The sequence below is a fragment of the Pseudomonas sp. SDO52101_S400 genome, assembly GCF_054071635.1.
Map to the genome: position 1 here is coordinate 50,285 of NZ_JBSVWF010000033.1, position 23,053 is coordinate 73,337.

Genomic DNA, 23,053 nt, shown 5'->3' on the forward strand with positions numbered 1-23,053 from the left:
ACATCAAAAGAATTACAGCCGCGGGCAACGCTCATTCGTTGCCCACACAATCAACGCATCGATCAACGACCCGCCAACAACTCCGCCGCCTGATCCAGCAACGCCAGCGGATCCTTGGCCTTGTGAATATCCACCGACAACAACTGCCGAAACTTGCGCGCCCCCGGGAAACCGGTGCCCAGGCCCAGCACATGGCGCGTGATGTGATGCATCGCCCCGCCCGTCGCCAGATGCTCGGCAATATAAGGCCGTAGTTGCGCCAACGCCTCGGCCCGGGTGATCACCGGCGCCGAACTGCCGAACAACTGCTGATCCACCTCGGCCAGCAGATACGGATTGTGATAAGCCTCACGGCCCAGCATCACACCGTCAAAGGTCTGCAAATGCTCATGGCAGGCCTCCATCGTCTTGATCCCGCCGTTCAGAATGATCTCCAGCTCCGGGAAATCCGCCTTCAACCGCGCCGCCACGTCATAACGCAGGGGCGGGATGTCCCGGTTCTCCTTCGGCGACAACCCCTCCAGAATCGCAATCCGCGCATGCACCGTAAAACTGGTGCACCCGGCATCCCGCACAGTGCCGACGAAATCACACAGCTCCTCATAACTGTCCCGCCCGTTGATCCCGATCCGGTGCTTCACCGTCACCGGAATCGACACCGCATCACGCATAGCCTTCACACAATCCGCCACCAACTGCGGATGCCCCATCAGGCACGCACCAATCATGTTGTTCTGCACCCGATCACTCGGGCAGCCAACGTTCAGATTCACCTCGTCGTAACCGTGCTCCTGCGCCATACGCGCGCAGGCGGCCAGGTCCAGCGGAACGCTACCGCCCAACTGCAAGGCCAGAGGGTGCTCGGCTTCGTTGTGACGGAGGAAACGTTCGTGATCGCCGTTCAGCAGAGCGCCGGTGGTGACCATTTCGGTGTAGAGCAGGGCGTTTTTCGACAGCAGGCGTAGGAAGTACCGGCAGTGACGGTCAGTCCAATCCATCATCGGTGCGACGGAGAAACGGCGGGAGAGCGGGGCGGGTGTGGCGGAGATTGGGGGCATTGGGGGTACGGAATCGGTGTGGCTGGGAGGTGGGGGAGTTTATCAGGAATGACCGGTCGGGCTCAGTGATATCCGGCGGAAATACAACCTCATCAAGTGTGGGATTAGGCGAGACAGCCATGAAATGGACTGATAGCATCGGGCTATCAATAAGAGTGAGGAAGGGATCCCATGCTGAAGAAAATCACGTCATCCATTCTCGTCGCCGGCGCCATGCTTGCTTCCGCTCAAGGGGCTTTCGCCGAAGAAAAGCTGTTCAAGAATTACGTCTACCAAACCCCACTCGCAAAATTCACCGAAGCGGCCGGTTACTACGACTGCTCCGAAGATGTCGGCGGGACCGCGAGGTGCATCGACGATGTGGATTTCCTGGAAGAGAAATTCACCGTCGCGCTGATTTTTTCCGGTGACAAGCTGATGATGGTTTCACTGATCAGCCCGTTTGATCAGAATTTGTATGTTAAAGCCGTTGCGGGGCTTTCCAAGTCATTCACGCTGGTTTCCATGAGTGATGAGAAATCCATTCTGGATATGTTTGATACCGCGAGAAAGTCGAGAAGCACTGAAGAGCTGACGACGAAGATTTCCAATTTTGAACAGGTTGGTCTGGCGTCGGGGAATCTGACTTACACGTTTCTTGAAGGTTTGAACGCTAAAGGGCAAACCAATGCTGTAAGCGCGTTGGCTGCTGCGCCGGAGAATATTCGGTCCGCTGAATTGGTGATGGCGGGGCAGGGCGCGGATTCGGGGATGATTATTCGGTTTACGCTTCCGCGGTTAGAGGCGAATAAGGTTTTGGCTGAGGTTAAAAAGCCTGTTGAGGATTTTTAATCAGTTTGATTCGAAATAGAGTCAATTGAGCTTTCCTCGTAGCTTTAAGGTGAGGTTGTAATCTCTGCGATTTTTTTTCGTTCGTTACAATATAAGGACTGTGTATGGACAGCGAAAATAGCGGTATTAATGTTAAGGCCGATTTGGAGCCGGTAATGAAGGCTGCTCCGGTAGGGCTTAGATATATATTTAATTTATTGTTCGGTGAGAGACACGCGGAAGCCGAACGAATGCTAAAGTTATCTAATGCTCAAGATGCAGTAGATGTTAAGAAAATAATCGCTGGTGAGGCGTATTTTGACCAGTCAAGTCAGCGGCTTGTTGAGGTTGATAAGCCAAATTACAAACGTCTGATTGTGGACGGAAATCAAGAAGACGGGATTTCCAATTTAATAGGGTGCTCAATGCATGCAGCGGAATATATTCAGGAAGGAGACCGAGGGGACGGGGCTGTAGAACTGCAAGATTTTATAAATAGGTGGAAAAATGAAGCTAAGCTAATCTCCTCAGAAAGCGCGCAAGCCATTTGGGGTAGGGTTTTGGCTCAAGAGGTAAACTCTCCCGGTAGTATTAGTCTTCGGACTATTGATGTTATAAAAAATCTTTCTCATAAAGAAGCATTGAATTTTAATGAGGTATGCAAGTATGTCTTTTTTGATAAGCTTGTAGTTGACAATAAGTCAGATTCTCCGATTGCAAAGGAGGTGTTTTCTTCATTGCGAGATGCCGGTTTGATAGCAACCTTCACTCCTGGTATGTACACGTCTACTCCTTGGCCAAAAACTAAACTTTCTGTGTCAGGTGAAGAAGCGCAGGATGTCGTCTTTGTTAGGAATAATGACTTGTTTATTTTTATTGGTGAAAACGATTTGACTTCATCAAGGTATGATGTGCCGAAGTTTAATTATTGGGAGCTGACTACTGCAGGTCGCGAACTCTATAAGGTGGTTTGTAAGAATTTGTCTGCAGACATTGCTGATGCTATCAAAGTCTTTTCACGCGATTTAATGAGCAAGGCAAAATTTACTAGATATACAAATATCGATAAGCATGAGATAGATTCTGCGTCAATTGTAAATGTTAACCTTGGGTGAAGAGGTCAAAGCAAAGTATTTGAGTTGGGAAGAATTGACTCGTGCTTTATTAGCTCTGATTGGGCGAGCCAGGTTGGATATCCTTGCTTGCTGTGATAATAATGATATGGAAGCTGGAATAATGGTGGTCAGTTGGCAGTTTATTAATAAGATGGTGATGTCTTATCATGCTTCTTTTATGGGCGATAATGACTGGTGCTCGATTGCTACGTTGCCGCCTGTAAATAGCTCGTATTTTATTCAGAAGTATCAAAAGCTGTATGCGTTACGTTTTTTGCCGGCTTACTATTTTGAATATTGTGCTTTGGCGGACGCTTTGCGACTTCGATTGGGTAATAGGAGTATTAACAGCGTTAATGTCGCTTCTTTTGGATGTGGTTTGGCACCTGACTATTATGCGCTAAAAGATAATCTTCAAGGGGTGAGTTTTACGTATGTTGGGATCGACCAGTCTCAGTGGTCAACGCAAGGGCTGATGCCAGCCAAAGGTGCTAACTACAGTTTTAAGCACGACTATGTATATGACTTAACGGCAAAAGATTTGAAGGATTACGATGTATTCGTTTTTCCAAAGTCAATTAGGGATATTTATGAAAGTAAATCTACAGCACTAAGCAGCCTAGCAAAGGCTATCGCGTCGTCACCCAAAAAAAGATTGTTTTTTTTGAATTCTTTTGTTTGTACTAAAGGGTTGCGATCACTTGATGCGGATCTTTTCAATGTTATTCATGATAGGCTTGTTTCTGCTGGCTTTATTTGTCAGGATAATAATGCGGTTACAAGTTATTTACCGCATCCGCAGACAGGTGGTAAATTTGCATGGCTAGCCACCATCGATAGTGGTTTTTATTATCCGAACGCTGGGCGTATAGTATGCGCAAGTCGGGGCAAAAAAAGTGATTGTGGTGTTTGTAATGTGGTAAAAAGTCCGATATTTAGTAATGAGTTCATGGATTACCAGTTTTTGGAGTATGTAAAAGTATGATTATTAGCGCCAGCAGAAGGACAGATATTCCAGCCTTTTATGCTGAGTGGTTCGCTAATAGGGTGGAGGAAGGATTTCTTCTAACGAGAAATCCTTTCAATGCCAATCAAATTACGCGTGTCTCATTGTTGGAAAAAGATGTTGATGTCATAGTGTTCTGGACAAGAAATCCAGTCCATATAGTAAAATATCTAGCTGATTTTGATCGGCGAGGGCTTAAGTATTATTTTCAGTACACAATTACGGGGTATCCAAGAGCAATTGAAAGGTCAGTGCCTAAGCCGTATGCTGCGGTGAAAAATTTTTGTGAGTTGAGTGATCTGGTCGGGGCGGATAAAGTTGTCTGGCGCTATGATCCGATTCTCTTGTCTAATATGGTTTCGCTAGACGAGCATAAAAGGCTTTTTTTGAAGCTTTCGCAGCTTTTGAAGGGGAAGACTAAGCGCGTAGTTATTAGCTTTGCGGACTTCTACAAGAAGACAGAAAAAAATCTCAATGTGGTCCCGGGACTGATTTGCACTGATATAGTTAAGGTGCCTGAATCGCTTTTGGCATTAGTTGAATTTATGGCGAGCGTTGCGCGCGATCATGGGATGTCAATACAGAGCTGTGCGGAAAGTATTGATACGTCAAATATCGGTGTTCCTCATGGAAAATGTATTGATAATGATTTGATAAGCGAGGTTTTCGGTTTTTCTGCAAGCTCTAAGAAAGATGGCGGCCAGCGAGAAGAGTGTGGTTGCATTAAAAGCATCGATATAGGGATGTATAATACCTGCCTTCATGAGTGTTCTTATTGCTATGCTACCTTCAGTAAAGAAGTTGTTTTAAAAAATAGGCGCAGGCATGATCCTCAGAGTCCTTTTTTGGTTGGAGGATTAGAGGGGGTTGATTACAAGTATTTGGCTTTGCCTCAAGGTTCGCTTTTCTGATTCTGGAGCGAAGGTGTATGGATTTATTTCTGTGAATGATTGCTGATGAATGAATTCAGCCTCGCCGAAGGGAGTAAGGGGACGGAAGAGTAAGGGGACGCATTTATTTTTTTGAAGAAAAAGTGAGCAGATTTATTTGTTGTCAACAGACAGTGAGTCTACCTCGACCGCACCACAAAGCGGTTCTGTTGAATGCGGCCATGACAGAAATAAAAAGACGGAAAAGGGGAAATATTTATTTTTCTCGAATGCTACTAATAAGCTAGTGAGCAGAGAGAAGGGTATTTGATGGTTTTTAATGATAAATAAATCTGTCCCCATTGCTGTCCCCATTGCTAATTGATGAATATATCTGTCCTAATTTTTGCTATTGAATTGATTGTTTGTTTATGTTTTTTAAGATTTCTTTCCAAATATAGCGATAGCTGTAACGAAGCCAAAGAATCTTCAGTTCGTCAAAAGTTTGCCGCACTTTACTCCGTTGACGAGCCCGCAGTTCTTTTTCAATCTCGTCTAACAGCCACTCATCCTTGAACCCCGTCCAGATGGGAGGAACTGGCGTCTCAAGATTGCCAAAACACACGGGAGCCACTTCTGAATATAGTATGTCTTCAACAATTTTCAGATCGTAGGATTTAATTCGCTCCGCGATGTATGCATAGTCAACTTCGTTGTCAACGAAGGCTTCAGCCAATGCTATCTGGATCTTGGCCTTATCTTCCGGAGTTAAAATACTTCCCAATGAGAAAGCTCCTCTAATTCTTCGTCAAAAGTATCTGCGACGACGCCTCCGGCAATGCCACCTGCCATGCTGCCTATTAAAACCACAGCTACGGCGCATGCTGGCGCTGCTGGACCGCAAATTGCGCTCACGCCCAGGCCTGCAAGGAAGCCGTCGGCAATAAATAAATCTGTCCCCTTTGTTGTTGTCCCCTTTGTTGTTCGTGTGCACTCAATTACTCGAAAGTGGTTGTTTAATGGTTGTGTGCTATAGCCCGGTGTTTCGCCAGGTTTGAATTTTGGTATATTAAGCATCCATGATTATATATGCCATGTGTAACTCTTTGATTTCTTCTCCGCATTCTAAAAATAGATTGGCCGCGGAGATGAATCTATCTGGTGCGATTCCAAATGCATCAATAACATACACGCCTTTTCGGCCGCGATCATTAATCCATGCGTCGTACATTGCCTGGTACTCTGCAGAATATTTTAACTCGCCTTGCAAGCTCTGAGTAAAGCAAGCGTTAATGATTGGGTATCCAACAGAGGGGAATTTGTCAAAAAGTTCCTTTGAAACATTTATGAATGTTGCCGAATTGGTTATTCGCTTGAGAAAAATGCTATCTAGCTTAGGGTTAAAATGTAGGTGGTTGTGAGTAAGCATTAAAGCGGAGGCGAATTCAGAGTGTGAGAAGCCGAGATCTGCGTGGGCCCAATATGTCATTAAAAGTGCAATCTTCTCAATAATAAAGTGAATTTCCTGATATGAGGTGTCTGCCAAATCTGGGGCATTGCCATGAGCAATTTTGTCCCTGATTCTTTTTATCGATGAAAAGTCGTCATCTGTCAGATTTATAACTTTTAAAATATCTTTGTTCGTGAGGCTTAACGCAAAATCGTATTTTTCTCTAAAGTTGAGTTCGCGTGAAGCCAAAAATATTGATTCAGCTAGAGTTTTTACATCATTAAACTGAGCGTCATCTAGTGGGTGCTTTAATTTTTTTAGCCGATTTATAAATTGCGCTGCTTTTTTATTTTCAACATTTATAGTTTTTTGATTAGCTTGGGCGGCATGGGTACTGACGTACTCGTCCATCAAGCTTACATATCCTAAGATTTTGAACTCCCAGAACCCCTCGTAACGTTGCATGCCAGCTAGGCGAACCCACGAAGACTTCCGAAATGGGGAAGAGTAATATCGGTCAAAGACTAGTTGCCATTTATCATTTAGCGAATGTCTTTGGGTAAAACATCTTAGCCAAAACACGTCGCTTGAGTCTCCTCGATCTACCTTCTTGAATGCCGAAAAGTAAATTGGCATTGGGTAGTTCCCGTCGCATCCAACCCACGCATTTGCAATAGACACAGGGTTGGCCAGCAATACAGACAATAATGTAGACACTTCAAAAGATTTTTCTTTCACCTCGTCGATTGAAAAATTATCACCAAGTCGTTCAAAAATAAATCGAATATGCTCATGTATCACATGGTCTTCGCCAAGTTTTGTGAGGCTGCCGAATGTCTCGGTCTTTAAAGAGAAATTTTCATCCGGTGTCTTTATATTAACCGACAGGTGAGGCGCTGGATTATTCCAGTTAAGAGATTCACCAATCTGGCCAGTGATATGCTGACCGCGCAAGAACCAATCTGATACATCTCCATATTTTACATGAAAATATGTAATTTCAGATCTTATTTCCCCAATTACGATAAAGTCTGCGTATAGCGAAGAACTCTCGAACGTGCAATTGAATAGGGTGAATATTTGTCCGGCTTTTGATTTTGCCTTAAGAACCGAGTGCGTTTTTTGCGAGGCTTTATAAAAAGAGTCAAAGTTAAAATGTATGCAAATCAATCCGCTTTCGCCAAAGGATAGCCTCCCCTCACCTAGGGGGGGGCGAGTGTCATCATAAACCTCTACGTCGTACTCAAATTTTTTGGAGAAATCGAAATTATTTTTCATGTGAAAGTCCTTTTAATAGGATTTCAGCAGCTTATTTGAATGTGACATGCCTGCCAATAGTAGTCCATGAAGGAAAAAATTTAATATGTATTCCCAAGCTCACCATCTGCTCTTCGCTTTGGTGGCGGCAGGTGGAAGCGGATAGATTGCCGTACTTCGCAAAGGGCTGTCTTCGGTGATAGATGGTTTGTAGTCGACCGTCCATTTTCGGCCGATATAGGACGCTTAGGAGGGTTCTGGAAATAATCTCATAGGCCCGCTCAGGACAGATTTAGGGAAACTTGTGGGCCGTAATAGGCCGCCTTATGCCAATAGAACACTATGAAGCGCTTCTATTCCGTGGCCAGAAGCGGACTAGGGTGGCGACAGAAGGGGTTCGAATCCCTATCCATACGGTCGATCCGCGGTTCTTTAGTGGATCAATAATGCACTGACGCCGCATACGTTACATTAGCCATATGATGTGGACGAAATTCAGCGTGATAGCGAATAACCTCTTCTGCCAAACCGAGATTGTCTACAGGTTTGGTCGAGAATAGGCTGGCAAGTTCTCGTGCCCTGACCAACGCGACTTCGACGGGTTCATGGATGTCTAGTTGTGTCTCATCTGACCAGTGCCCGTGTCGTAGTCGTTTGATATAGATGCTCGCTGCAGGCGTGAGCTGAATTCTTTGCAATACCTGAATCAGGCAAATCCCTTCCACCACATAGCCATCTAGGCCTTCCAGCGCTGCTCTCAGTTCCACATAATTCATCGAGTCAACATACCCGTCCGGGTCCTCTTTGAGGAAGGCGTCTAAACTGATGCAGGGAAGACCAAGAGCTTTCGAAATCTCTCCGGCGAGCGTTGACTTACCAGAGCCATCTATACCATCAATGCCGATCCTTACAGCGTTCATTTCGCGCATTGCAGCTATCACCTCTTGTGGACTTGAGCAGTGCCTCATAACGCCCTCTCCCCGCTGTCGCGATCTATCACAGATTGTAAGTGACCGTTCCCGATTCGACTCTAATCGGTTTTTTCCTTCAATCTGGCCAGTCCCAAACCTTGCACTTCGGCATTGAGTGTCAGCTCCATTAGGGCGGCCTCCAGCGCGAGTTGATTCACGTACATCCTTTCCAGCACGTCCGATAACGAATACTCGTCTGCCATGGCGCCGACTCATTTCGAGAAAAGAACAAGCATAGTACTGGTAGTGCTAATGGTAGGCTGTAATCGCGAAATGCTTAAAAATTGCTACAGAGCAATGTGAAACACAACATTAAGCCAGGTAGTCCGGAGTGCATGTCGTCGGCTATGCCCAATCCATCATCGGTCAGATCGGTACTGCGTGCTGGGTGATGTTAATTTGATGGCTACAAAACCTTGAGCATTTTCTAAACAAAAAATTCGCTTGTTTAAATCAGACTCGTCGTAGTCATCCAAACCCTACACATCCTTGCGCCACCCCCTACACCTAAGACAGAATCCGCCGGCTTGTGCGTCTAGGCCGTGACTTTTATCGTTCTCGGGTCACTGAAAACCAGTGATCGGGTTTGGTAGCCCGGATTCCGTCAGATGCACAGGACTACTGTCTTGCGGGGGCTTTCATTGTCTCCGTTCTATGGTGGTCATGCGCAGGGCGTCTTCGGATGCGCCGGTGTTCCTGACGGCCGGTCTACCAACCTGCGTATGGCCTCCGCCTTTCGTTTGGTAGCGAAGGTGATGGCTCCTAACCTTTATCTGTCGGGAGTTTCACTATGTTCAAACCAACACCCAACCCACCCGAAACCGATCCGGTTTCACCTTATCAATTCCCAGATTCAAAAAAACTCAACGAAGCCGCCGAACGCGCCCTCGACCATTACCTCACCCCGCAACAACGCATCATGGGCAGCCACACCGAACACGACCCCATGTTCCTGGCCAACCCCGCCTACACCAGCGAATCCCTGTTGGCCAACGCCAGCGAGTCCCTCGATTCCGCCAGTGAAATGCTCAGCAACTTCGCCGCGATTCTGGAACCCGCTCACCGCAAAACCGCGCTGGGTATCGCGCAGGTGGTGATGGTCGCGGGGCTGGCGGTGAATCAGGCGCTGGATCACGTCGAGCCGAAGTCGTAAGTGCAAACACCTTCCGTGGCGAATGCCGCCACGGGAGGGCATTGTTTCTTCAGAATTCTCCGACATGGACGACAACTTACGCATTCCATTCCGCGTTTTGAGTTGTCCATGAAAAAACTAGTTGTCGTGATGTTCGCCGTCCTGTTTCTCGCAGGTTGTGCCAATCAGAAGTTCAAACCCGAATACCGCACCCAGATCCACACGGTGAAAGTCCTTCCGGTGACCTGGAGCTTCAAGGAAATGACCTACATGGGCCGCGAGCAGGCCTGGGGCGCGGCAATCGGGGCCGGTGTCGGCGCGGGTGTCGGGATGGCGTCCCATGCCGGGAAGCTTGGGACGGCGGCGCTCAGCGGGGCCGGGTTTGCGGCGGGGTTGAAGGCCGGGGACCTGGCGTCGATGTCCACGGTCGAGGCGATTCAGTACAACATGGCGACGGCTGATATCGACCTGGGCAAGTTGGTGAAGAAAGGTTTCGAGGATCAACTGGCGGCGACCGGGCGCTTCAAGGTGGTTGCCGAGAATGAGCCGGCGGATGCGGAGATCAAGTTGACTGTGGTCAATTGGGGTTTTGCGTTGACTCAGGGTTTCAGCAGTGTGGTGTATCCGACGATTGTGGTGAACGGTTCGTTGAAGCGCGGCGAAGAGTTGATCTGGCAGCGCAATGAGCCGATTACCGCGTTCAACGGTGCCAACACCTATGGTTACGAGCCGCTGCGTTATCGCACCGAGCCGGAGCTAGTCCGTGAGGCGTTGACCGGTGTTTCGCAGATTGTCGGCACTTACCTGGTCAAGGATCTGAACGAGTAATCACCGTTCTGCCTGAACCCGCGCTGTCGATGGCGAAAGTTTCATGTTGTCCGCACGCGGGGGCGCCTAGGATGCAGCGATAAGATCGTTTCATCCCAGGGGAGCCCCACCATGAGTGCCAATGTCGTCAAAGTGCTGTTGATCGCTGCAGCTGTCTCGGTATTGAGCGCCTGTTCGGGCTCCGGTGGGTTGACCACCACCAGTTGTTTTTCTTCGGATTGCCAGTCGCCGGAAGGGCGCGCCAGCGCCAATACGCTGAAGTTCGGCGGCACCGGTATTGGTGCCAGTCTCAACCAGTACAGCTCCGGCATGCTGCATGACGATTGAATAGAAAAGGGCGCCCATCGAGGGCGCCCTTTTTCGTATGGTCTAGATCGCGCCGATGCGCTCGACAACCGGCTGCAATGTCGGTCGCCTAGCCAGCCACTCATCCTTGGTGATCCCCAGCAACACCACGTCAATACGCTCCCCATTCCTGAGGATGTTCTGTCGTCTGACGCCTTCCAGCTCAAATCCGAACTTCTGATGCATTTTCACCACCGCCGGATTGCTCGCCAGCACTTCGCAATTGAGCTTTTCCAGCCCCACTTCGGCAAACGCGTAATCCAGCATCCAGAACTCGACCATGCTGCCCAGGCCTTTGCCTTGCAGTTGAACGTCGAGGTAAAACGCCCAATCAGCCGTCTTCTGTACGGTGTTGATTGCATTGAGTGAAACAACGCCAACCGCGCGCTCTTCCTTGAGCACGACAAACACTTGCTGGCGCGAATTGCCTTTGAGGGACGTCAGCCAGTTTGCATGTTCCTGGTTGCTGATTTCGTGGGAGGTGTACATGTATTTGCGCACGTCTTCCTGGTTTCGAAGGGTGCGGACGTGGGCCTGGATGGCGGGGCTGGCTTCGGTGAGGGGGACGAACTGCATGGTGCTTTCCTTGTCTCGCGGGCGCCTGAGCTGAGCCCGCGGGGTCTATCGTTGATGTTTCAGGTTGTGTTCCCGGGCAGGCGCGCGGGAGAGGGGGGATTTGGGGGGATCGTTTTTTCCAGAGCAATCGCGAAATAAACACCAAATGTTTCGAGGGCTTATTGAACTGTGTCAGTGTTTTGCTCATAAAAAAGGGCGCCTATGGAGGCGCCCTTGTGCGTTTTACGTGGTTCGTCCTGAAAGACTCACTGCGGCCCTGCCAGCCACTCGCTAATGACCTTCTGATATTTGCCGGTCACCTTGCTCAAATGCAGCCACTGATCGACATACAGCTTCCAGCTCATGTCATCACGGGGCAGCAGGTAAGCCTTTTCCCCGTACTGCATGAACTGCTCCGGGTTGACCGCGCACAAACCGGGTTTCTGTTTCTGCTGATACCGCGCTTCGGAAGCGTCGGTGATCATCACGTCGGCCTTGTTGTCGAGCAGCTGCTGGAAGATCGTCACGTTGTCGTGCAACGCCAGTTGCGCCTTGGGCAGGAAGGCGTGGACGAAGGCTTCGTTGGTGCCGCCGGCGGGTTCGACCAGGCGCACGTTCGGCTGGTTGATCTGCTCGATGGTCTGGTACTTGGACTGGTCGGCGCAACGCACCAGCGGGATCTTGCCGTCGACGTCGAGGGTGTTGCTGAAGTAGGCCTTTTTCTGCCGTTCCAGCGTCACCGAAATGCCGCCCATGCCGATGTCGCATTTGCCGGTCTGCATGTCCGGCATCAGGGTTTTCCATGTCGTCTGCACCCAGTCGATTTTCACGCCAAGGCTGTCGGCCAGGGACTGGGCCATGGCGATGTCAATGCCTTCGAAACCACCGTCTTCGCGTTTGAAGGTGTAGGGCTTGTAGTCGCCGGTGGTGCAGACGCGCAGTTCACCTTTCTGAGTGATCAAGTCCAGATGCGAAGTCGCTTCCTGAGCCTGAGCGGTACCTGTTAGTAGCAGGAGTGCGGCGAGTAATTTCGTTTTTTTTGTTTTCTTCATGTGTCGGGTCTTATTGATGGAGAAGAAGAGGGGATCTGACTCGTCGGTTCAAGCTTCTGTTTTCTATGCCTTTTTTATTATCCGAAAACACGGCGTTCGCCAGTGATCGATTAAAGGTCGACAGGGGGGCGATTGAAAGCTAAAAACAGTCGCAGCAATAAGCATGGGGTCGCCGCATTTGCCCATGTTGAGTTCATGCAGTACACGATTTTCGAGTTGTTGTCGGTGAGCTATTTATAACAAGGATATTTATAAATGTTGCACAGAATTGCTCAAGCGTTAGGCCGTAGAACATCTGCGTTGTCGTCTCGGTTTCACCCCCCTCCGGCGATTCACCGCGATTTTGCGGACCCGTCGCTTTCGAGCAGTTTTTTGCTGGACGAATCCGGCCCTTTTGTCGTGCACCCTGAGGTAAAACGCTCCCATCACCCGCAATGGATGTATCCGACACATTTGCGCGAGTCACGGTATTCGCTGGTTCTGGCCGCTGGCGAGAGCCTGGAAACCCGTGCGCTGCAGCTGCATTCCGATTCCGTCATCTATCTGCGCTTTGCGGCGGCGTTACCGCAAATCAGCCAGGACGGGCTCGTCTGCGAAATCAGCTTTCTGGATGACGCCGGCCAATCCCGGTCGTCGGTGGGGACGTTCAGCGTGCCGGGTGGCCGATCGTCGACGGAATGGCGGGTGGTTGAGCTGGACTTGGCCTTTTTGGCGGGACTGTCGGGGCGCTTGCTGATCGAGTGCGAGCCAGGTCCGCAGAATGATCCGACGGCAGACTGGCTGGCGCTGGCTGACGTGTGTGTGGCCCGTGAGTGTGATTTGAAAGCATTGCTGGCTAGAACCCATCACGCCTTGCGCATCAAGAATGAGATTGCCCATTTCAGCGCCGCGTATCGCAACGACATGTATTCCAAAGTGCAGGACAAACAGAGTGAAGCGTCCAAGGGTGGTGCGCGGGACGTTCGCCAGTTGGCCGCGCTGCCCTGCGGTGGGCGCCTTGCGGACGTCGACCTGCACATTGAGCCACCCTTCGAAGACGAAGTGGCCTACGCCTATGCGACGCGGTTGCTGCGGGCCAACGTGCCGCAAACCCCGCCGGATTTTGAAGCGAGACTGCGCGAAAAAGTACGTACCCACGGGTCGATAAAAGTCTTGTCGATCTGCAGTGGCGCCGCGCGGATCGAAGCTGGCATGGCGCTGGCTGTTCCCGAAGGAATCGAGTGGTCGTTGCTCGATATCAACGAAGACTTGTTGCAGATGGCGGCGCGACAGTTCACCCCCGGCACAAAGCTTGACCTGATCGTGGCGGATGCCAACGACCTGGCCCCGACCGGGGAACAGTGGGATGTCATCATTTGCATTTCAGCCTTGCACCACCTGGTCGAACTGGAAAAGGTCATGCTGTTCATTTCAAGCAGCCTGAAGGTCGATGGCGAGTTCTGGAGCATTGGCGAGGCGGTGGGGCGAAACGGCAACCGTTTGTGGCCGGAAGCGATTGTCGCGGCCAACGAAGTGTTTTCGGCACTGCCGGCGCAATACCGGTTCAATGCCAATACCAAAGTGACCGATGCGGTAATTCCCGACAGGGATCATTCCATCGGATGTTTCGAGGGTATTCGAAGCGAGGAACTCTGCGGGTTGCTCGATAGCTGGCTGGAGCCGGTGGAACTCTATCGGCAAAACTGTTTCCTCTGGCGAATGATCGACCTGGCCTACAGCAACAACTTCGACTTGAAACTCGCAGAAGACCAGGAGCGCGTGGTTGCGATGGTGAAAGCCGAAGTCATTCACTACAGAAGTGGCGGACGAGGTACAGAGCTCTTTGGCGTGTACAAGCGGCGTCACCTGTAACGCCCCGAAGGGTGGGCGGCCGGCTGCGGTTGCCCACTTTGCGTCTCAGAACCAGAGTCGTACACCGAGCACCATTCTTGTCTCGCTGCGATCTTCGCCTTCTTCCCGCGCGTAATTGGCGGTGTTGCCGTAGGTGCGGTTCCAGGTCACGCCGATGTACGGCGCGAATTCACGGCGGATTTCATAGCGCAGACGCAAGCCGGCTTCGGTGTTCGAAAGGCCTGAGCCGATCCCGCGTTGCGGATCGTTTTTGCCGTAGACGTTGAGTTCGGCGGTGGGCTGCAGGATCAGCCGGTTGGTCAGCAGGATGTCGTAATCACCCTCCAGCCGTACCGCGCTCTGGCCGTTTTCGCCGAGGAACGCCGTGGCTTCGGCTTCAAAGTTGTACAGCGCCATGCCCTGCAGACCGAACGCGGCCCAGGTTTGCGGGGCGCCGGGTTTGAAGTCCTGGCGCACGCCGCTGACCACGTCCCACCACGGCGAAATCGCGTGGCCCCAGAGCGCCTGGACTTCCGCGTCTTCGGTCTTGCCGTTGCTGCGTTCGCCTTCGGAGCGCAGCCACAGGCGATCGATGTCGCCGCCGATCCAGCCGGACAAATCCCAGGCCAGGGTGCTGGCGTCGTCGCCGTTCTGCCATTCGAGTTTGTCGGCGAGAAAGTAAGTGTTGATGACGCTGTCGTGCACCTGGTGGCCGCCGTGACTGGTGAACACGGCGGCGCGGTCGGCGTCGGTCAGCGCCGGGATCGGTGTGCGGCTTTCAGTCGGTGCGGCGGGTTTCATCGCGGCGTGGCTCATGCCTGGCATCTGGCTATGGTCCATGTCCGACATCTGACTGTGATCCATGCCCGACATCTGACTGTGATCCATGCCCTGCATGTCGCTGGCGGCCATCGCCGTCGACAGGGAACCGCCGAGGAAAAAGGAAAACGCTGCAAATCGAGTCATGGTCGGCGTCCTCATTCTTCCACCCGCACTTCACGGAACATGCCCATTTCCATGTGATAAAGCAGGTGACAGTGAAAGGCCCAGCGGCCCAGCGCATCGGCAGTCACGCGATAGCTGCGGCGCGTGCCGGGGGGCATGTCGATGGTGTGTTTGCGCACCTGGAAGTTGCCGTTTTCGTCTTCCAGATCGCTCCACATGCCGTGCAGGTGAATGGGGTGGGTCATCATCGTGTCGTTGACCAGCACCAGGCGAATGCGCTCACCGTACTTCAAACGCAGGGGCTCGGCGTCGGAGAACTTGATGCCGTTGAACGACCAGGCGAATTTCTCCATGTGCCCGGTCAGGTGCAGTTCGATCGTACGGCCCGGGTCGCGGCCATCGGGGTCTTCGAATGTACTGCGCAGGTCGGCGTAGGTCAGCACGCGGCGCCCGTTGTTGCGCAGGCCGAGGCCGGGGTCGTCGAGTTTCGGGGCGGTGGTCATGGCTTGCATGTCCACCAATGGATTGTTCTTTTCGCTGTCGGGATGCGACTGCATCGGGCCCATATTCATGCTGGCGTGGTCCATGCCGCTCATGTCCATCGAGCCATGATTCATTTCACCAGAGCCCATGCCGCCCATGCCCATGTCGTCCATGGTCACCAGCGGTCGCGGGTCCAGCGCCGGTACCGGGGCCGACAAACCGGCGCGGGCGGCGAGGGTGCCACGGGCGTAGCCGGTGCGGTCCATGGCCTGGGCGAACAGGGTGTAGGCGTCGGCGGCGGGCTCGACGATCACGTCATAGGTTTCCGCCACGGCGATGCGCAACTCATCGACGGTCACCGGTTTGACGTGCAGGCCGTCGGCGGCGACCACGGTCATTTTCAATCCCGGGATGCGCACGTCGAAGTAAGTCATGGCCGAGCCGTTGATCAGCCGCAGGCGCAGCTTTTCACCGGGCCGGAACTGCCCCGTCCAGTTGGAATCCGGTGCGTGGCCGTTGATCAGGAAGGTGTACGTAGCGCCGCTGACATCGGCGATGTCGGTGGGATTCATCTTCATCTGCGCCCACATCGTGCGATCGGCAACGGTGGCGCCCCAGCCTTTTTCGCCGACGTCATGGATGAAATCACCGACGGTGCGCTTGTGGAAGTTGTAGTAGTCGGACTGCTTTTTCAGGGTCTTCATCAGGCTGGCCGGGTCTTCGTCGGTCCAGTCGCTGAGCATCACCACATGCTCGCGGTCGTAGTGGAACGGCTCCGGCTCCCGGGCGTCGATCACCAGCGGCCCGTAGACGCCGGCCTGTTCCTGCAACCCGGAATGGCTGTGATACCAGTAGGTGCCGTGCTGGCGAACCTTGAATTGGTAGACGTACACGCCACCCGGTTCGATGCCGTGAAAACTCAGGCCCGGCACTCCGTCCATGTTGGCCGGCAGCAGAATGCCGTGCCAGTGGATCGAGGTGCTGTCCTTGAGCCGGTTGCGTACCCGCAGGGTCACGGTGTCGCCTTCGCGCCAGCGCAGCAGCGGGCCGGGCACGCCACCGTTGATGGTCATCGCGGTACGCGGCTGGCCGGTAAAGTTGACCGGGGTTTCACCGATGAACAGTTCGAAGTCTGTACCGCTGAGCTCATTTACCTGGCCGGGGCTGTTCAACGCCCAGACCGGCGTGCGCCACAGACCGAGGCCGCCAAGCAGACCGCCGGCGGCCAGGCCTTTGACGAAGGTGCGTCTTGAGGTGTTGGAAGGCATGCGCTGGAAATCCCCGTTTGACGAATGACGGGGAGGCTAACCAGCGCGAGCTTTCAGTTGGCTGAGGCGCGGATTACAGTTGCGTCAGGTTCGCTGGCTGAGGTTGTCCGCCAGCGCCCTGGCCTGTTGCGATGCGGCGAACCGTGAATCGCGATCCACCTCGTCACCGAAGATGGTTTTTTCGACGATCAGCGCGTGCACATCGCTGACGCCGATGAACCCCAGCCACGCCTCCACGTATGGCTTCTGGAAGTCGAAGCGCTCGGCCGGCGTGATCGATTGCGCCGAAAAATCCATCCCGCGCGCATAGGCCACGACGGCTTGCTTGCCTTGCAGCAGACCTTGCAAACCGCGCTCCGGGTCGAAGCTGAAGAGGATGTCTTTCTGCGATACCAGGTCGATGAAATGCTTGAGCTTGTAGGGAATGCTGAAATTCCACAGCGGCACCGAAAACACCAGCACATCGGCCCGGTGCAGGTGGCCGGCGAGGTCTTCGAGGGTCTGCCAGGCCGATTGTTGCGACGGCGTCAGCGGCGTTCCACTCAGGCCTGCGTACTTGGCGTTCATCACGTCCTCGTCGAACTCCGGCAGGTGCAGGCTCCATAAATCGAGCGTGCACACCTGGGTTTGCGGGTCATTTTGCCGATAGCGCTCAATGAAACGCTGCGCCACTTCAATGGACGCGGAACGTTGTTTGCGGGGGGAGCATTCGATGTGCAGGAGTGTGGTCACGGTGAGCCTCGACATTCGGTGGGGAATACGAGGCATTGCAACATAGCTGGCTTCTCACTATAAATCGTAAATAAATTATCAATTAATCACATATCAAACTATGTTTGACGCCCTGTTGTTGAAGACCTTTGTCACCGTAGTCGACGAGGACGGCTTCAGCCGTGCCGCCGAAAAACTGCATCTGACCCAATCGGCGGTCAGCGGTCATCTGCGACGGCTGGAAGAGCAGATCGGCAAACCGCTGCTCAAACGCACCACCCGTTCCCAGCAACTGACGGCGGATGGCGAGCGGCTCATCGCCTATGCCCGCACGATTCTGGCGTTGAATCGCGACGCCTGGGCACAGCTCACGCGCACGCCGTTTCAGGGACGGGTGCGGATTGGCGTGTCGGAGGATTTTGTCGAGCCAAGGTTGTTGCGGGCACTGCAGGACTGCGCGGCGCAGCATCCGGGCATGGAGATCGATGTGCAGGTCAACATTCCCGGTACGTTATTGAACCAGATGAAACAGGGCGATCTTGAGTTGGTCATCGGTTCGTTGTGCGAGACCCGAGAGCCGGGGTTGTTGCTGTGGCAGGAGCCGCTGGTGTGGGCCTGGTCGGCGCAACCGGTCGCCCAATTGCCGACGCCGTTGCCGCTGGCGCTGTTTCCCGAACCCTGTCCATATCGCGAGGCGGCGCTGACCCGTCTGGCCCAGGCCGGCATTGCCCAGCGCACCGCCATGCTTTGCACCAGCACCGCCGGATTGCGTGCCGCTGCGCTGGCCGGGTTTGCCGTGGCACCGATGGCCGCCAGCCAGTTGGGGCAGGGGCTGTCGGCGCTCGGTGCGGAGCTGGGTTTACCGGCGTTGCCTGACGCGGAATTTCGCCTCTTCACGGCGAGTCATGCCGATCCACAAATGATCGAAGCGGTTTCCCGGGTGATCGTCGACTATTGCTCGGCGCGGCGGCAATGAAGCGTCCTACAGACCGAGTCCTTCCTGAACCACCGACAACAAGTTGTTCTCTGTCAGCGCAATCGCATCAAGCTGTTGCCCGGTCTCGATCGTCTGTAACCACCAATGGCTTTCGCCATGTTCGTCGACGGTACGCAGCAGCGACGTGTCCCGGCCCGGTAGAACGATTTGCACGCGACCGGCACCGTCCTCGGTGAAGCGTGCGATGGGATCGAAGGTCAGGCTGTGATGGTTGGCCTCGATGATCAACTGGTCGATGGCGTAGTCGTGCGTCTCGCCTTCCGGCGAACTTTCGCAAACATGGGTAGGATTTCGCCGAATCTTCAGTCCTACCTCGGTGACCGGTTGCAACCAGCCCTCGATGCGGTGATACAGGTCGTAGACCACCGCGGGCCAGCAATCGATTTCCAGTTCGGCGCAGGTGATGTCGTCCGCGTGGGTGTGCCGGGTTTGCTTGAGCTTCGCGGCGAGTTCGTCTGCTTTACTCATTTCGGGATCCCTGTTTTTGGTGTCTGCTTATTAATCGTAGACCTTTCAACGTAGTACAGCTTTGCCTTGCGTCATGCGCTTGCAACACTGGCATGACTCAATCAGACCCTGACCACTTGACGGTCAGATCACAAAAACCATGGACGCCAGCGTCCCAAGGAACGGGAAGATGAAAAAGCTTTTTACAATTATGGCGCTGATTGCGCTGACGGTCGGTAGCATCGGCCTGAGTTCGGCGCGTCAGTCGCATGCCAACAAGGCACCGACGGAATCGGTGGCGGGGGTGTTCGATTACTACCTGCTGACGCTGTCCTGGTCGCCGACGTTCTGCCTCAGCCACAAGGACGACCCGCAATGCACCGGCAAGGGTTACGGTTTTGTTCTGCATGGTCTGTGGCCGCAATACGCCAAGGGCGGCTGGCCGGAATCCTGCCCGCCGCTGACCAACCTGTCGGCTGCCGAAACAGCCAAAGGCCTGACGCTGTTCCCGACGAAGAAACTCCTCGATCACGAATGGAGCAAGCACGGCACCTGCAGCGGTCTCGGTGCAATGGGTTACTTCGACGAAGCGGATAAAGCCGTGGCGGCGGTGACAATCCCGCAAGAACTGCAACCGTTCAGCAACTCTTATTACTTCGAAGCGCAGGAAATCGCCGACCTGTTCCGCAAGAGCAATCCGGGTATCCCGGCAGACGGCATCGCCGTGATCTGCAGCGGTCCGGAACTCTCGGAAGTGCGGGTGTGCATGGGCAAGGACCTGCAATTCGGCGCGTGCGGCAAGGGTGTGAAAACCCAGTGCCGGGCGGGGGATATCCGGGTTCCGCCGTCGCGCTGACCAAAGCGGTAACCGATCACAAAAAAACAGGCGCCTTTTCAGGCGCCTGTTTTTTACGTTTACACGACAGGGCTTATGTCATCCGAGGAAACGCCGATACCGTACAGCGGCACGGAAGCACCACTGACTCCATAGAAGGCAAGAAACTGAGCAATGTTTGAATATATCTGGCGCAGCATCAATTCCCCAGGCTACTTCCCCAACGTACTGGATTGGATGATCCATATTCTCCTCAACCCGTTCATGGTGATGATGTGCCTGATGGCCGGAGCGCTGACCGGCAAATGGTGGAGAGCCATCCCCTACGGCAGCCTCACGTGTTATGTGGTGTTCCTGAGCCGGTCGTCATTTTATCGGTGGGGAAGCATTTTTCCCTCAGCCGGCCTGCCTGCGCTGTTCATTGATGGCGCACTGTTGGCCCTTCTCGGCTTTTATTTGAACGGCGTACTCAGAACTCGCTCGGAAGCCAAACCCGAAGGCCATTGGTTGCGCTGGCTTTATAAAAACCTGAAGGTCGTCATGCAGATACTTGTGGTGATGTTCTGGGCACTCGTGGTGCTGTTTGTCGTGGCGTTTACCGTCTCGGTTGCTACCCAACCGTCATTGGTGAACTGACTCACCTCCTGCCAGCCAGCGGCTGTACGAAAAATCGCCGAGTGTCGATCAGGCAGTTTTCGTACATAGCCCAGGCCGGTCGTTGACGAGCCTCTGCATTAACACAGGCAGGCCTTTCCTGTTTCAACGACGTTTACATTCTTCAAGCTCTTGTTGGCTGGCTAACTGAGTAGAGATACCAAGTCGATACCAGCAGTAGTCCATGACTTGCGTTCTCTCTTCATCATTGAGTTCGGACAGTTTTTTATCGTCTGACTCGTACGCGAAGATGTTCACGAAACTCAACTTGAGCGTCGGGTGCTTTTTGATGAAAAAAACTTTCTCTGGATAGGCATCTTCCATTTTTTCGTAGTAACCCACAAAAAAGAGTGCTGAGGTCAATGCTGCTAGTGCGAGGACGATCAGTAATCTCATGAGGCCGGTGGCCGTAGCAGTGCAATGCCACAGGAACAGGTATCACCCTGGCGTGCAGCCGCCAGGCCATCGAAAAATACGTCCGGAGAGCCAGTCGCTATCGCGTTGGTCCCGTGTCCGGGGAGTGGGCGTGTGGTGGGATCGGTAAGACGTGCGGCGGGCTTTGCCATCATTTGACTCCTGTCATCACGTTTGTGGGGAGAACTGTATCAAAGAAAAATAATTCGCCTCGCAGGTCATCCATTTCCACTGCGCGCCGATATCAACGGGGTCAAGGTTGTCTCGGTGGCACTTGGTTGCCCCGCACTACGCGGTGGGCTACGCTCACAAAAAACAAGGGTTTCGGGCCTTTGCCCCTGTCGTACCTGCCCAGGACACGCTTTTGCCTATCCCCATTCACGACCCGCATCAGGCCCCCGGCGGCACACTCAAGCGTTTGCCGTTGCGCAAGGCGGCGGCGCTGTTCATCGTTGGGGTGTGTCTGTGCCTGTCCGGTTTGCTGTATTTGCAGATCGAGCAGTCGCGGCGCCAGGATCTGGCAAACGCGCAGACGTCCTCCGCCAACCTGACCCGGGCGATGGCGCAGCAGGCCGAAGACACCTTTCTGGCGGCCGATCTGGTGATGACCAGCCTGGTCGACTGGATTCAGGAAGACGGCTATGGCGCGGCGCAGAAGCCGCGTCTGCAGAGGACCTTCGCGCGCCGGGTGCAGCAACTGGATCAGTTGCACGGCATGTTCCTGTTCGATCGCGAAGGGCAGTGGGTGATTACCTCATTCCCTGATCTGCCGCGCGGCAACGGCGTGGCGGATCGCGAGTACTTCAAGTTTCACCAACAGAACGTGTCGTCCGTGGCGCACATCGGCCCGGCGATTCGCAGCCGCGAAAACGGCGAGTGGATCATCCCGATTTCCAAGCGGGTCAATGATCGAGCCGGCAATTTCCAGGGCGTGTTGCTGGCCGGCATCAAGATGTCGTACTTCGACAAGTTCTTCAAAAGCTTCAGCCTGGATGACAACGGCACCATGTTCCTTGGCATGACCGACGGCACCTTGCTGGCCCGTCGGCCGTTCGACGATGCATTGATCGGCACCTCGCTGGCCAAGGGCGAGATCTATCAGACGCTGTTGCCCAACGCGTCCGCCGGTACGGCGATGATCGATTCGGTGGTCGACGGTGTAACGCGCCTTTACGGCTATCGGCAGCTCGAAAGTTATCCGCTGGTGGTTTCCGCCTCTACGTCACGAGACACGATTCTCAAGGGCTGGCATGACCGCGCCTTCCAGTCCAGCGTCATCGTGGCGCTGGTGATGCTCGGCGTGGGGCTGTTTGGCTGGGTGTTCATCCATCAGGTGCGCGACGGCGAGCGGATCGAGAAAAACCTGCGCAAGGCTCAGCGGGCGCTGGAGCAGATCGCGACCCACGACAGCCTGACCGGGCTGGCCAACCGGCGCCTGTTCGAGCAGTCGCTGGAGATTGAGTTCGCCCGGGGCGCCCGGCAGTCGAGCCCGGTCAGCCTGATCATGCTCGATATCGATTTCTTCAAACGCTACAACGATGCCTATGGCCATGTGGCCGGCGATCATTGCCTGACGCAAGTCGCTCTGGTGGTGAAGAACTGCTGTCAGCGCAAATCCGATCTGGCGGTGCGTTACGGCGGCGAAGAGTTTGCGGTGCTGCTGCCGGACACCGATATCAACGGCGCGTTGGCGATTGCCGGGCAGATCCGCCGCAGCGTCATGGACAAACACATCACCCACAGCGGCTCGCCCACCGGTTATCTCACTGTGAGCCTGGGTTGCTATTCATTTATTCCGCTTGGCAACGACAGCCCGGAGCTGTTCATCCAGCGTGCCGATGCGGCGCTTTATCAAGCCAAGAACGCAGGTCGCAATCGTGCCGCCGTGTTGTCGATGGACGGCGGTATCGGTGAGTTGATGCGTTCGGATCGCTGATCGCCAACATGAAAAGAGCAGGCCATGGCCTAATGCCAGTCAGTTAAGCTGACTGGCATTTTTATTTTTGATCGGATACTTCGGG

General features: G+C 53.6%; 24 protein-coding genes and 1 pseudogene. 12 read left to right on the plus strand and 13 right to left on the minus strand.

What is annotated here, in order from left to right; genetic code table 11:
- Window positions 1–62: 62 nt before the first annotated feature.
- Entirely contained in the window at window positions 63–1,058 is a 996-nt protein-coding gene (gene dusA / locus ACW9HX_RS17670) for a tRNA dihydrouridine(20/20a) synthase DusA (RefSeq protein ID WP_457381575.1), read from the minus strand.
- A 171-nt stretch (window positions 1,059–1,229) separates the two neighbouring features.
- Between dusA and ACW9HX_RS17675 the strand changes: the two genes are divergently transcribed.
- The 4 genes from ACW9HX_RS17675 to ACW9HX_RS17690 all read left to right on the plus strand — a co-directional run bounded on the left by ACW9HX_RS17675 (window position 1,230) and on the right by ACW9HX_RS17690 (window position 4,900).
- Window positions 1,230–1,889 carry a hypothetical protein gene (locus ACW9HX_RS17675; protein WP_457381576.1) on the plus strand — a complete coding sequence of 220 codons (660 nt, stop codon included), beginning with the start codon at window positions 1,230–1,232 and terminating at the stop codon, window positions 1,887–1,889.
- A 104-nt stretch (window positions 1,890–1,993) separates the two neighbouring features.
- Complete coding sequence (locus ACW9HX_RS17680) at window positions 1,994–2,983, plus strand: DUF2806 domain-containing protein (RefSeq protein ID WP_457381577.1); 990 nt, start codon at window positions 1,994–1,996, stop codon at window positions 2,981–2,983.
- A complete protein-coding gene (locus ACW9HX_RS17685) occupies window positions 2,967–3,968 on the plus strand; it encodes a hypothetical protein (RefSeq protein ID WP_457381578.1) in 1,002 nt (333 codons plus the stop codon). Before ACW9HX_RS17680 ends, ACW9HX_RS17685 begins: the two co-directional genes overlap by 17 nt.
- The gene (locus ACW9HX_RS17690) at window positions 3,965–4,900 is read left to right on the plus strand and encodes a DUF1848 domain-containing protein (protein WP_457381579.1); all 936 of its coding nucleotides are present in this window, start codon (window positions 3,965–3,967) and stop codon (window positions 4,898–4,900) included. The genes ACW9HX_RS17685 and ACW9HX_RS17690 overlap by 4 nt, the downstream gene beginning before the upstream one ends.
- Window positions 4,901–5,267: 367 nt before the next feature.
- Here ACW9HX_RS17690 and ACW9HX_RS17695 read toward each other — a convergent pair whose 3' ends face one another.
- The 4 genes from ACW9HX_RS17695 to ACW9HX_RS17710 all read right to left on the minus strand — a co-directional run bounded on the left by ACW9HX_RS17695 (window position 5,268) and on the right by ACW9HX_RS17710 (window position 8,739).
- Window positions 5,268–5,642, minus strand: a complete 375-nt coding sequence (locus ACW9HX_RS17695) for a DUF7079 family protein (protein ID WP_457381580.1) — start codon at window positions 5,640–5,642, stop codon at window positions 5,268–5,270.
- A gap of 285 nt (window positions 5,643–5,927) precedes the next feature.
- Window positions 5,928–7,586 (minus strand): ApeA N-terminal domain 1-containing protein, encoded by a 1,659-nt coding sequence (locus ACW9HX_RS17700; protein WP_457381581.1) that lies wholly within the window; start codon window positions 7,584–7,586, stop codon window positions 5,928–5,930.
- Window positions 7,587–8,005: 419 nt separating this feature from the next.
- Window positions 8,006–8,494 (minus strand): hypothetical protein, encoded by a 489-nt coding sequence (locus ACW9HX_RS17705; protein WP_457381582.1) that lies wholly within the window; start codon window positions 8,492–8,494, stop codon window positions 8,006–8,008.
- 101 nt (window positions 8,495–8,595) lie between these two features.
- The gene (locus ACW9HX_RS17710) at window positions 8,596–8,739 is read right to left on the minus strand and encodes a hypothetical protein (RefSeq protein WP_457381599.1); all 144 of its coding nucleotides are present in this window, start codon (window positions 8,737–8,739) and stop codon (window positions 8,596–8,598) included.
- Between the two features lie 587 nt (window positions 8,740–9,326).
- Between ACW9HX_RS17710 and ACW9HX_RS17715 the strand changes: the two genes are divergently transcribed.
- The 3 genes from ACW9HX_RS17715 (at window position 9,327) to ACW9HX_RS17725 (ending at window position 10,823) form a co-directional block, all read left to right on the plus strand.
- Window positions 9,327–9,689 (plus strand): DUF6124 family protein, encoded by a 363-nt coding sequence (locus tag ACW9HX_RS17715; RefSeq protein WP_432217251.1) that lies wholly within the window; start codon window positions 9,327–9,329, stop codon window positions 9,687–9,689.
- Window positions 9,690–9,797: 108 nt separating this feature from the next.
- Window positions 9,798–10,496, plus strand: coding sequence for a hypothetical protein (locus ACW9HX_RS17720; RefSeq protein ID WP_457381583.1), 699 nt, complete (start codon window positions 9,798–9,800; stop codon window positions 10,494–10,496).
- 111 nt (window positions 10,497–10,607) lie between these two features.
- The gene (locus ACW9HX_RS17725) at window positions 10,608–10,823 is read left to right on the plus strand and encodes a hypothetical protein (RefSeq protein ID WP_085712578.1); all 216 of its coding nucleotides are present in this window, start codon (window positions 10,608–10,610) and stop codon (window positions 10,821–10,823) included.
- 42 nt (window positions 10,824–10,865) lie between these two features.
- On the opposite strand, the gene pseH is transcribed toward ACW9HX_RS17725, so the two are convergent.
- Together pseH and ACW9HX_RS17735 are read right to left on the minus strand one after the other, a co-directional pair.
- On the minus strand, window positions 10,866–11,417 hold the full coding sequence (pseH, locus tag ACW9HX_RS17730) for a UDP-4-amino-4,6-dideoxy-N-acetyl-beta-L-altrosamine N-acetyltransferase (protein WP_457381584.1): 552 nt from the start codon (window positions 11,415–11,417) through the stop codon (window positions 10,866–10,868).
- Between the two features lie 245 nt (window positions 11,418–11,662).
- Window positions 11,663–12,448, minus strand: coding sequence for a transporter substrate-binding domain-containing protein (locus ACW9HX_RS17735; RefSeq protein ID WP_457381585.1), 786 nt, complete (start codon window positions 12,446–12,448; stop codon window positions 11,663–11,665).
- Window positions 12,449–12,820: 372 nt separating this feature from the next.
- Between ACW9HX_RS17735 and ACW9HX_RS17740 the strand changes: the two genes are divergently transcribed.
- Window positions 12,821–14,299 (plus strand): class I SAM-dependent methyltransferase, encoded by a 1,479-nt coding sequence (locus ACW9HX_RS17740; protein ID WP_457381586.1) that lies wholly within the window; start codon window positions 12,821–12,823, stop codon window positions 14,297–14,299.
- 45 nt (window positions 14,300–14,344) lie between these two features.
- Here the strand turns inward: ACW9HX_RS17740 and ACW9HX_RS17745 are convergent, their stop codons facing one another.
- From ACW9HX_RS17745 to ACW9HX_RS17755, 3 genes are all read right to left on the minus strand, one after another.
- Entirely contained in the window at window positions 14,345–15,244 is a 900-nt protein-coding gene (locus tag ACW9HX_RS17745) for a copper resistance protein B (RefSeq protein ID WP_457381587.1), read from the minus strand.
- 11 nt (window positions 15,245–15,255) lie between these two features.
- Entirely contained in the window at window positions 15,256–16,974 is a 1,719-nt protein-coding gene (locus tag ACW9HX_RS17750; RefSeq protein WP_457381588.1) for a copper resistance system multicopper oxidase, read from the minus strand.
- A gap of 84 nt (window positions 16,975–17,058) precedes the next feature.
- A complete protein-coding gene (locus ACW9HX_RS17755) occupies window positions 17,059–17,706 on the minus strand; it encodes an FMN-dependent NADH-azoreductase (protein WP_457381589.1) in 648 nt (215 codons plus the stop codon).
- Window positions 17,707–17,806: 100 nt separating this feature from the next.
- On the opposite strand from ACW9HX_RS17755, the gene ACW9HX_RS17760 reads away from it, so the two are divergent.
- The gene (locus ACW9HX_RS17760) at window positions 17,807–18,661 is read left to right on the plus strand and encodes a LysR family transcriptional regulator (protein ID WP_457381590.1); all 855 of its coding nucleotides are present in this window, start codon (window positions 17,807–17,809) and stop codon (window positions 18,659–18,661) included.
- Between the two features lie 6 nt (window positions 18,662–18,667).
- Here ACW9HX_RS17760 and ACW9HX_RS17765 read toward each other — a convergent pair whose 3' ends face one another.
- Window positions 18,668–19,150, minus strand: coding sequence for a hypothetical protein (locus ACW9HX_RS17765; protein WP_457381591.1), 483 nt, complete (start codon window positions 19,148–19,150; stop codon window positions 18,668–18,670).
- Window positions 19,151–19,319: 169 nt separating this feature from the next.
- Here ACW9HX_RS17765 and ACW9HX_RS17770 point away from each other — a divergent pair, with 169 nt between their 5' ends.
- Entirely contained in the window at window positions 19,320–19,985 is a 666-nt protein-coding gene (locus ACW9HX_RS17770) for a ribonuclease T2 (RefSeq protein ID WP_457381592.1), read from the plus strand.
- Between the two features lie 153 nt (window positions 19,986–20,138).
- Window positions 20,139–20,600 (plus strand): hypothetical protein, encoded by a 462-nt coding sequence (locus tag ACW9HX_RS17775; protein ID WP_457381593.1) that lies wholly within the window; start codon window positions 20,139–20,141, stop codon window positions 20,598–20,600.
- Between the two features lie 123 nt (window positions 20,601–20,723).
- Here the strand turns inward: ACW9HX_RS17775 and ACW9HX_RS17780 are convergent, their stop codons facing one another.
- Window positions 20,724–21,014, minus strand: a complete 291-nt coding sequence (locus tag ACW9HX_RS17780) for a hypothetical protein (protein ID WP_457381594.1) — start codon at window positions 21,012–21,014, stop codon at window positions 20,724–20,726.
- Window positions 21,015–21,031: 17 nt separating this feature from the next.
- Window positions 21,032–21,184: pseudogene (locus tag ACW9HX_RS17785) on the minus strand (PAAR domain-containing protein); the annotation flags it as partial.
- 212 nt (window positions 21,185–21,396) lie between these two features.
- On the opposite strand from ACW9HX_RS17785, the gene ACW9HX_RS17790 reads away from it, so the two are divergent.
- Window positions 21,397–22,968 (plus strand): sensor domain-containing diguanylate cyclase, encoded by a 1,572-nt coding sequence (locus tag ACW9HX_RS17790; RefSeq protein WP_457381595.1) that lies wholly within the window; start codon window positions 21,397–21,399, stop codon window positions 22,966–22,968.
- The last annotated feature ends 85 nt before the right edge of the window (window positions 22,969–23,053 follow it).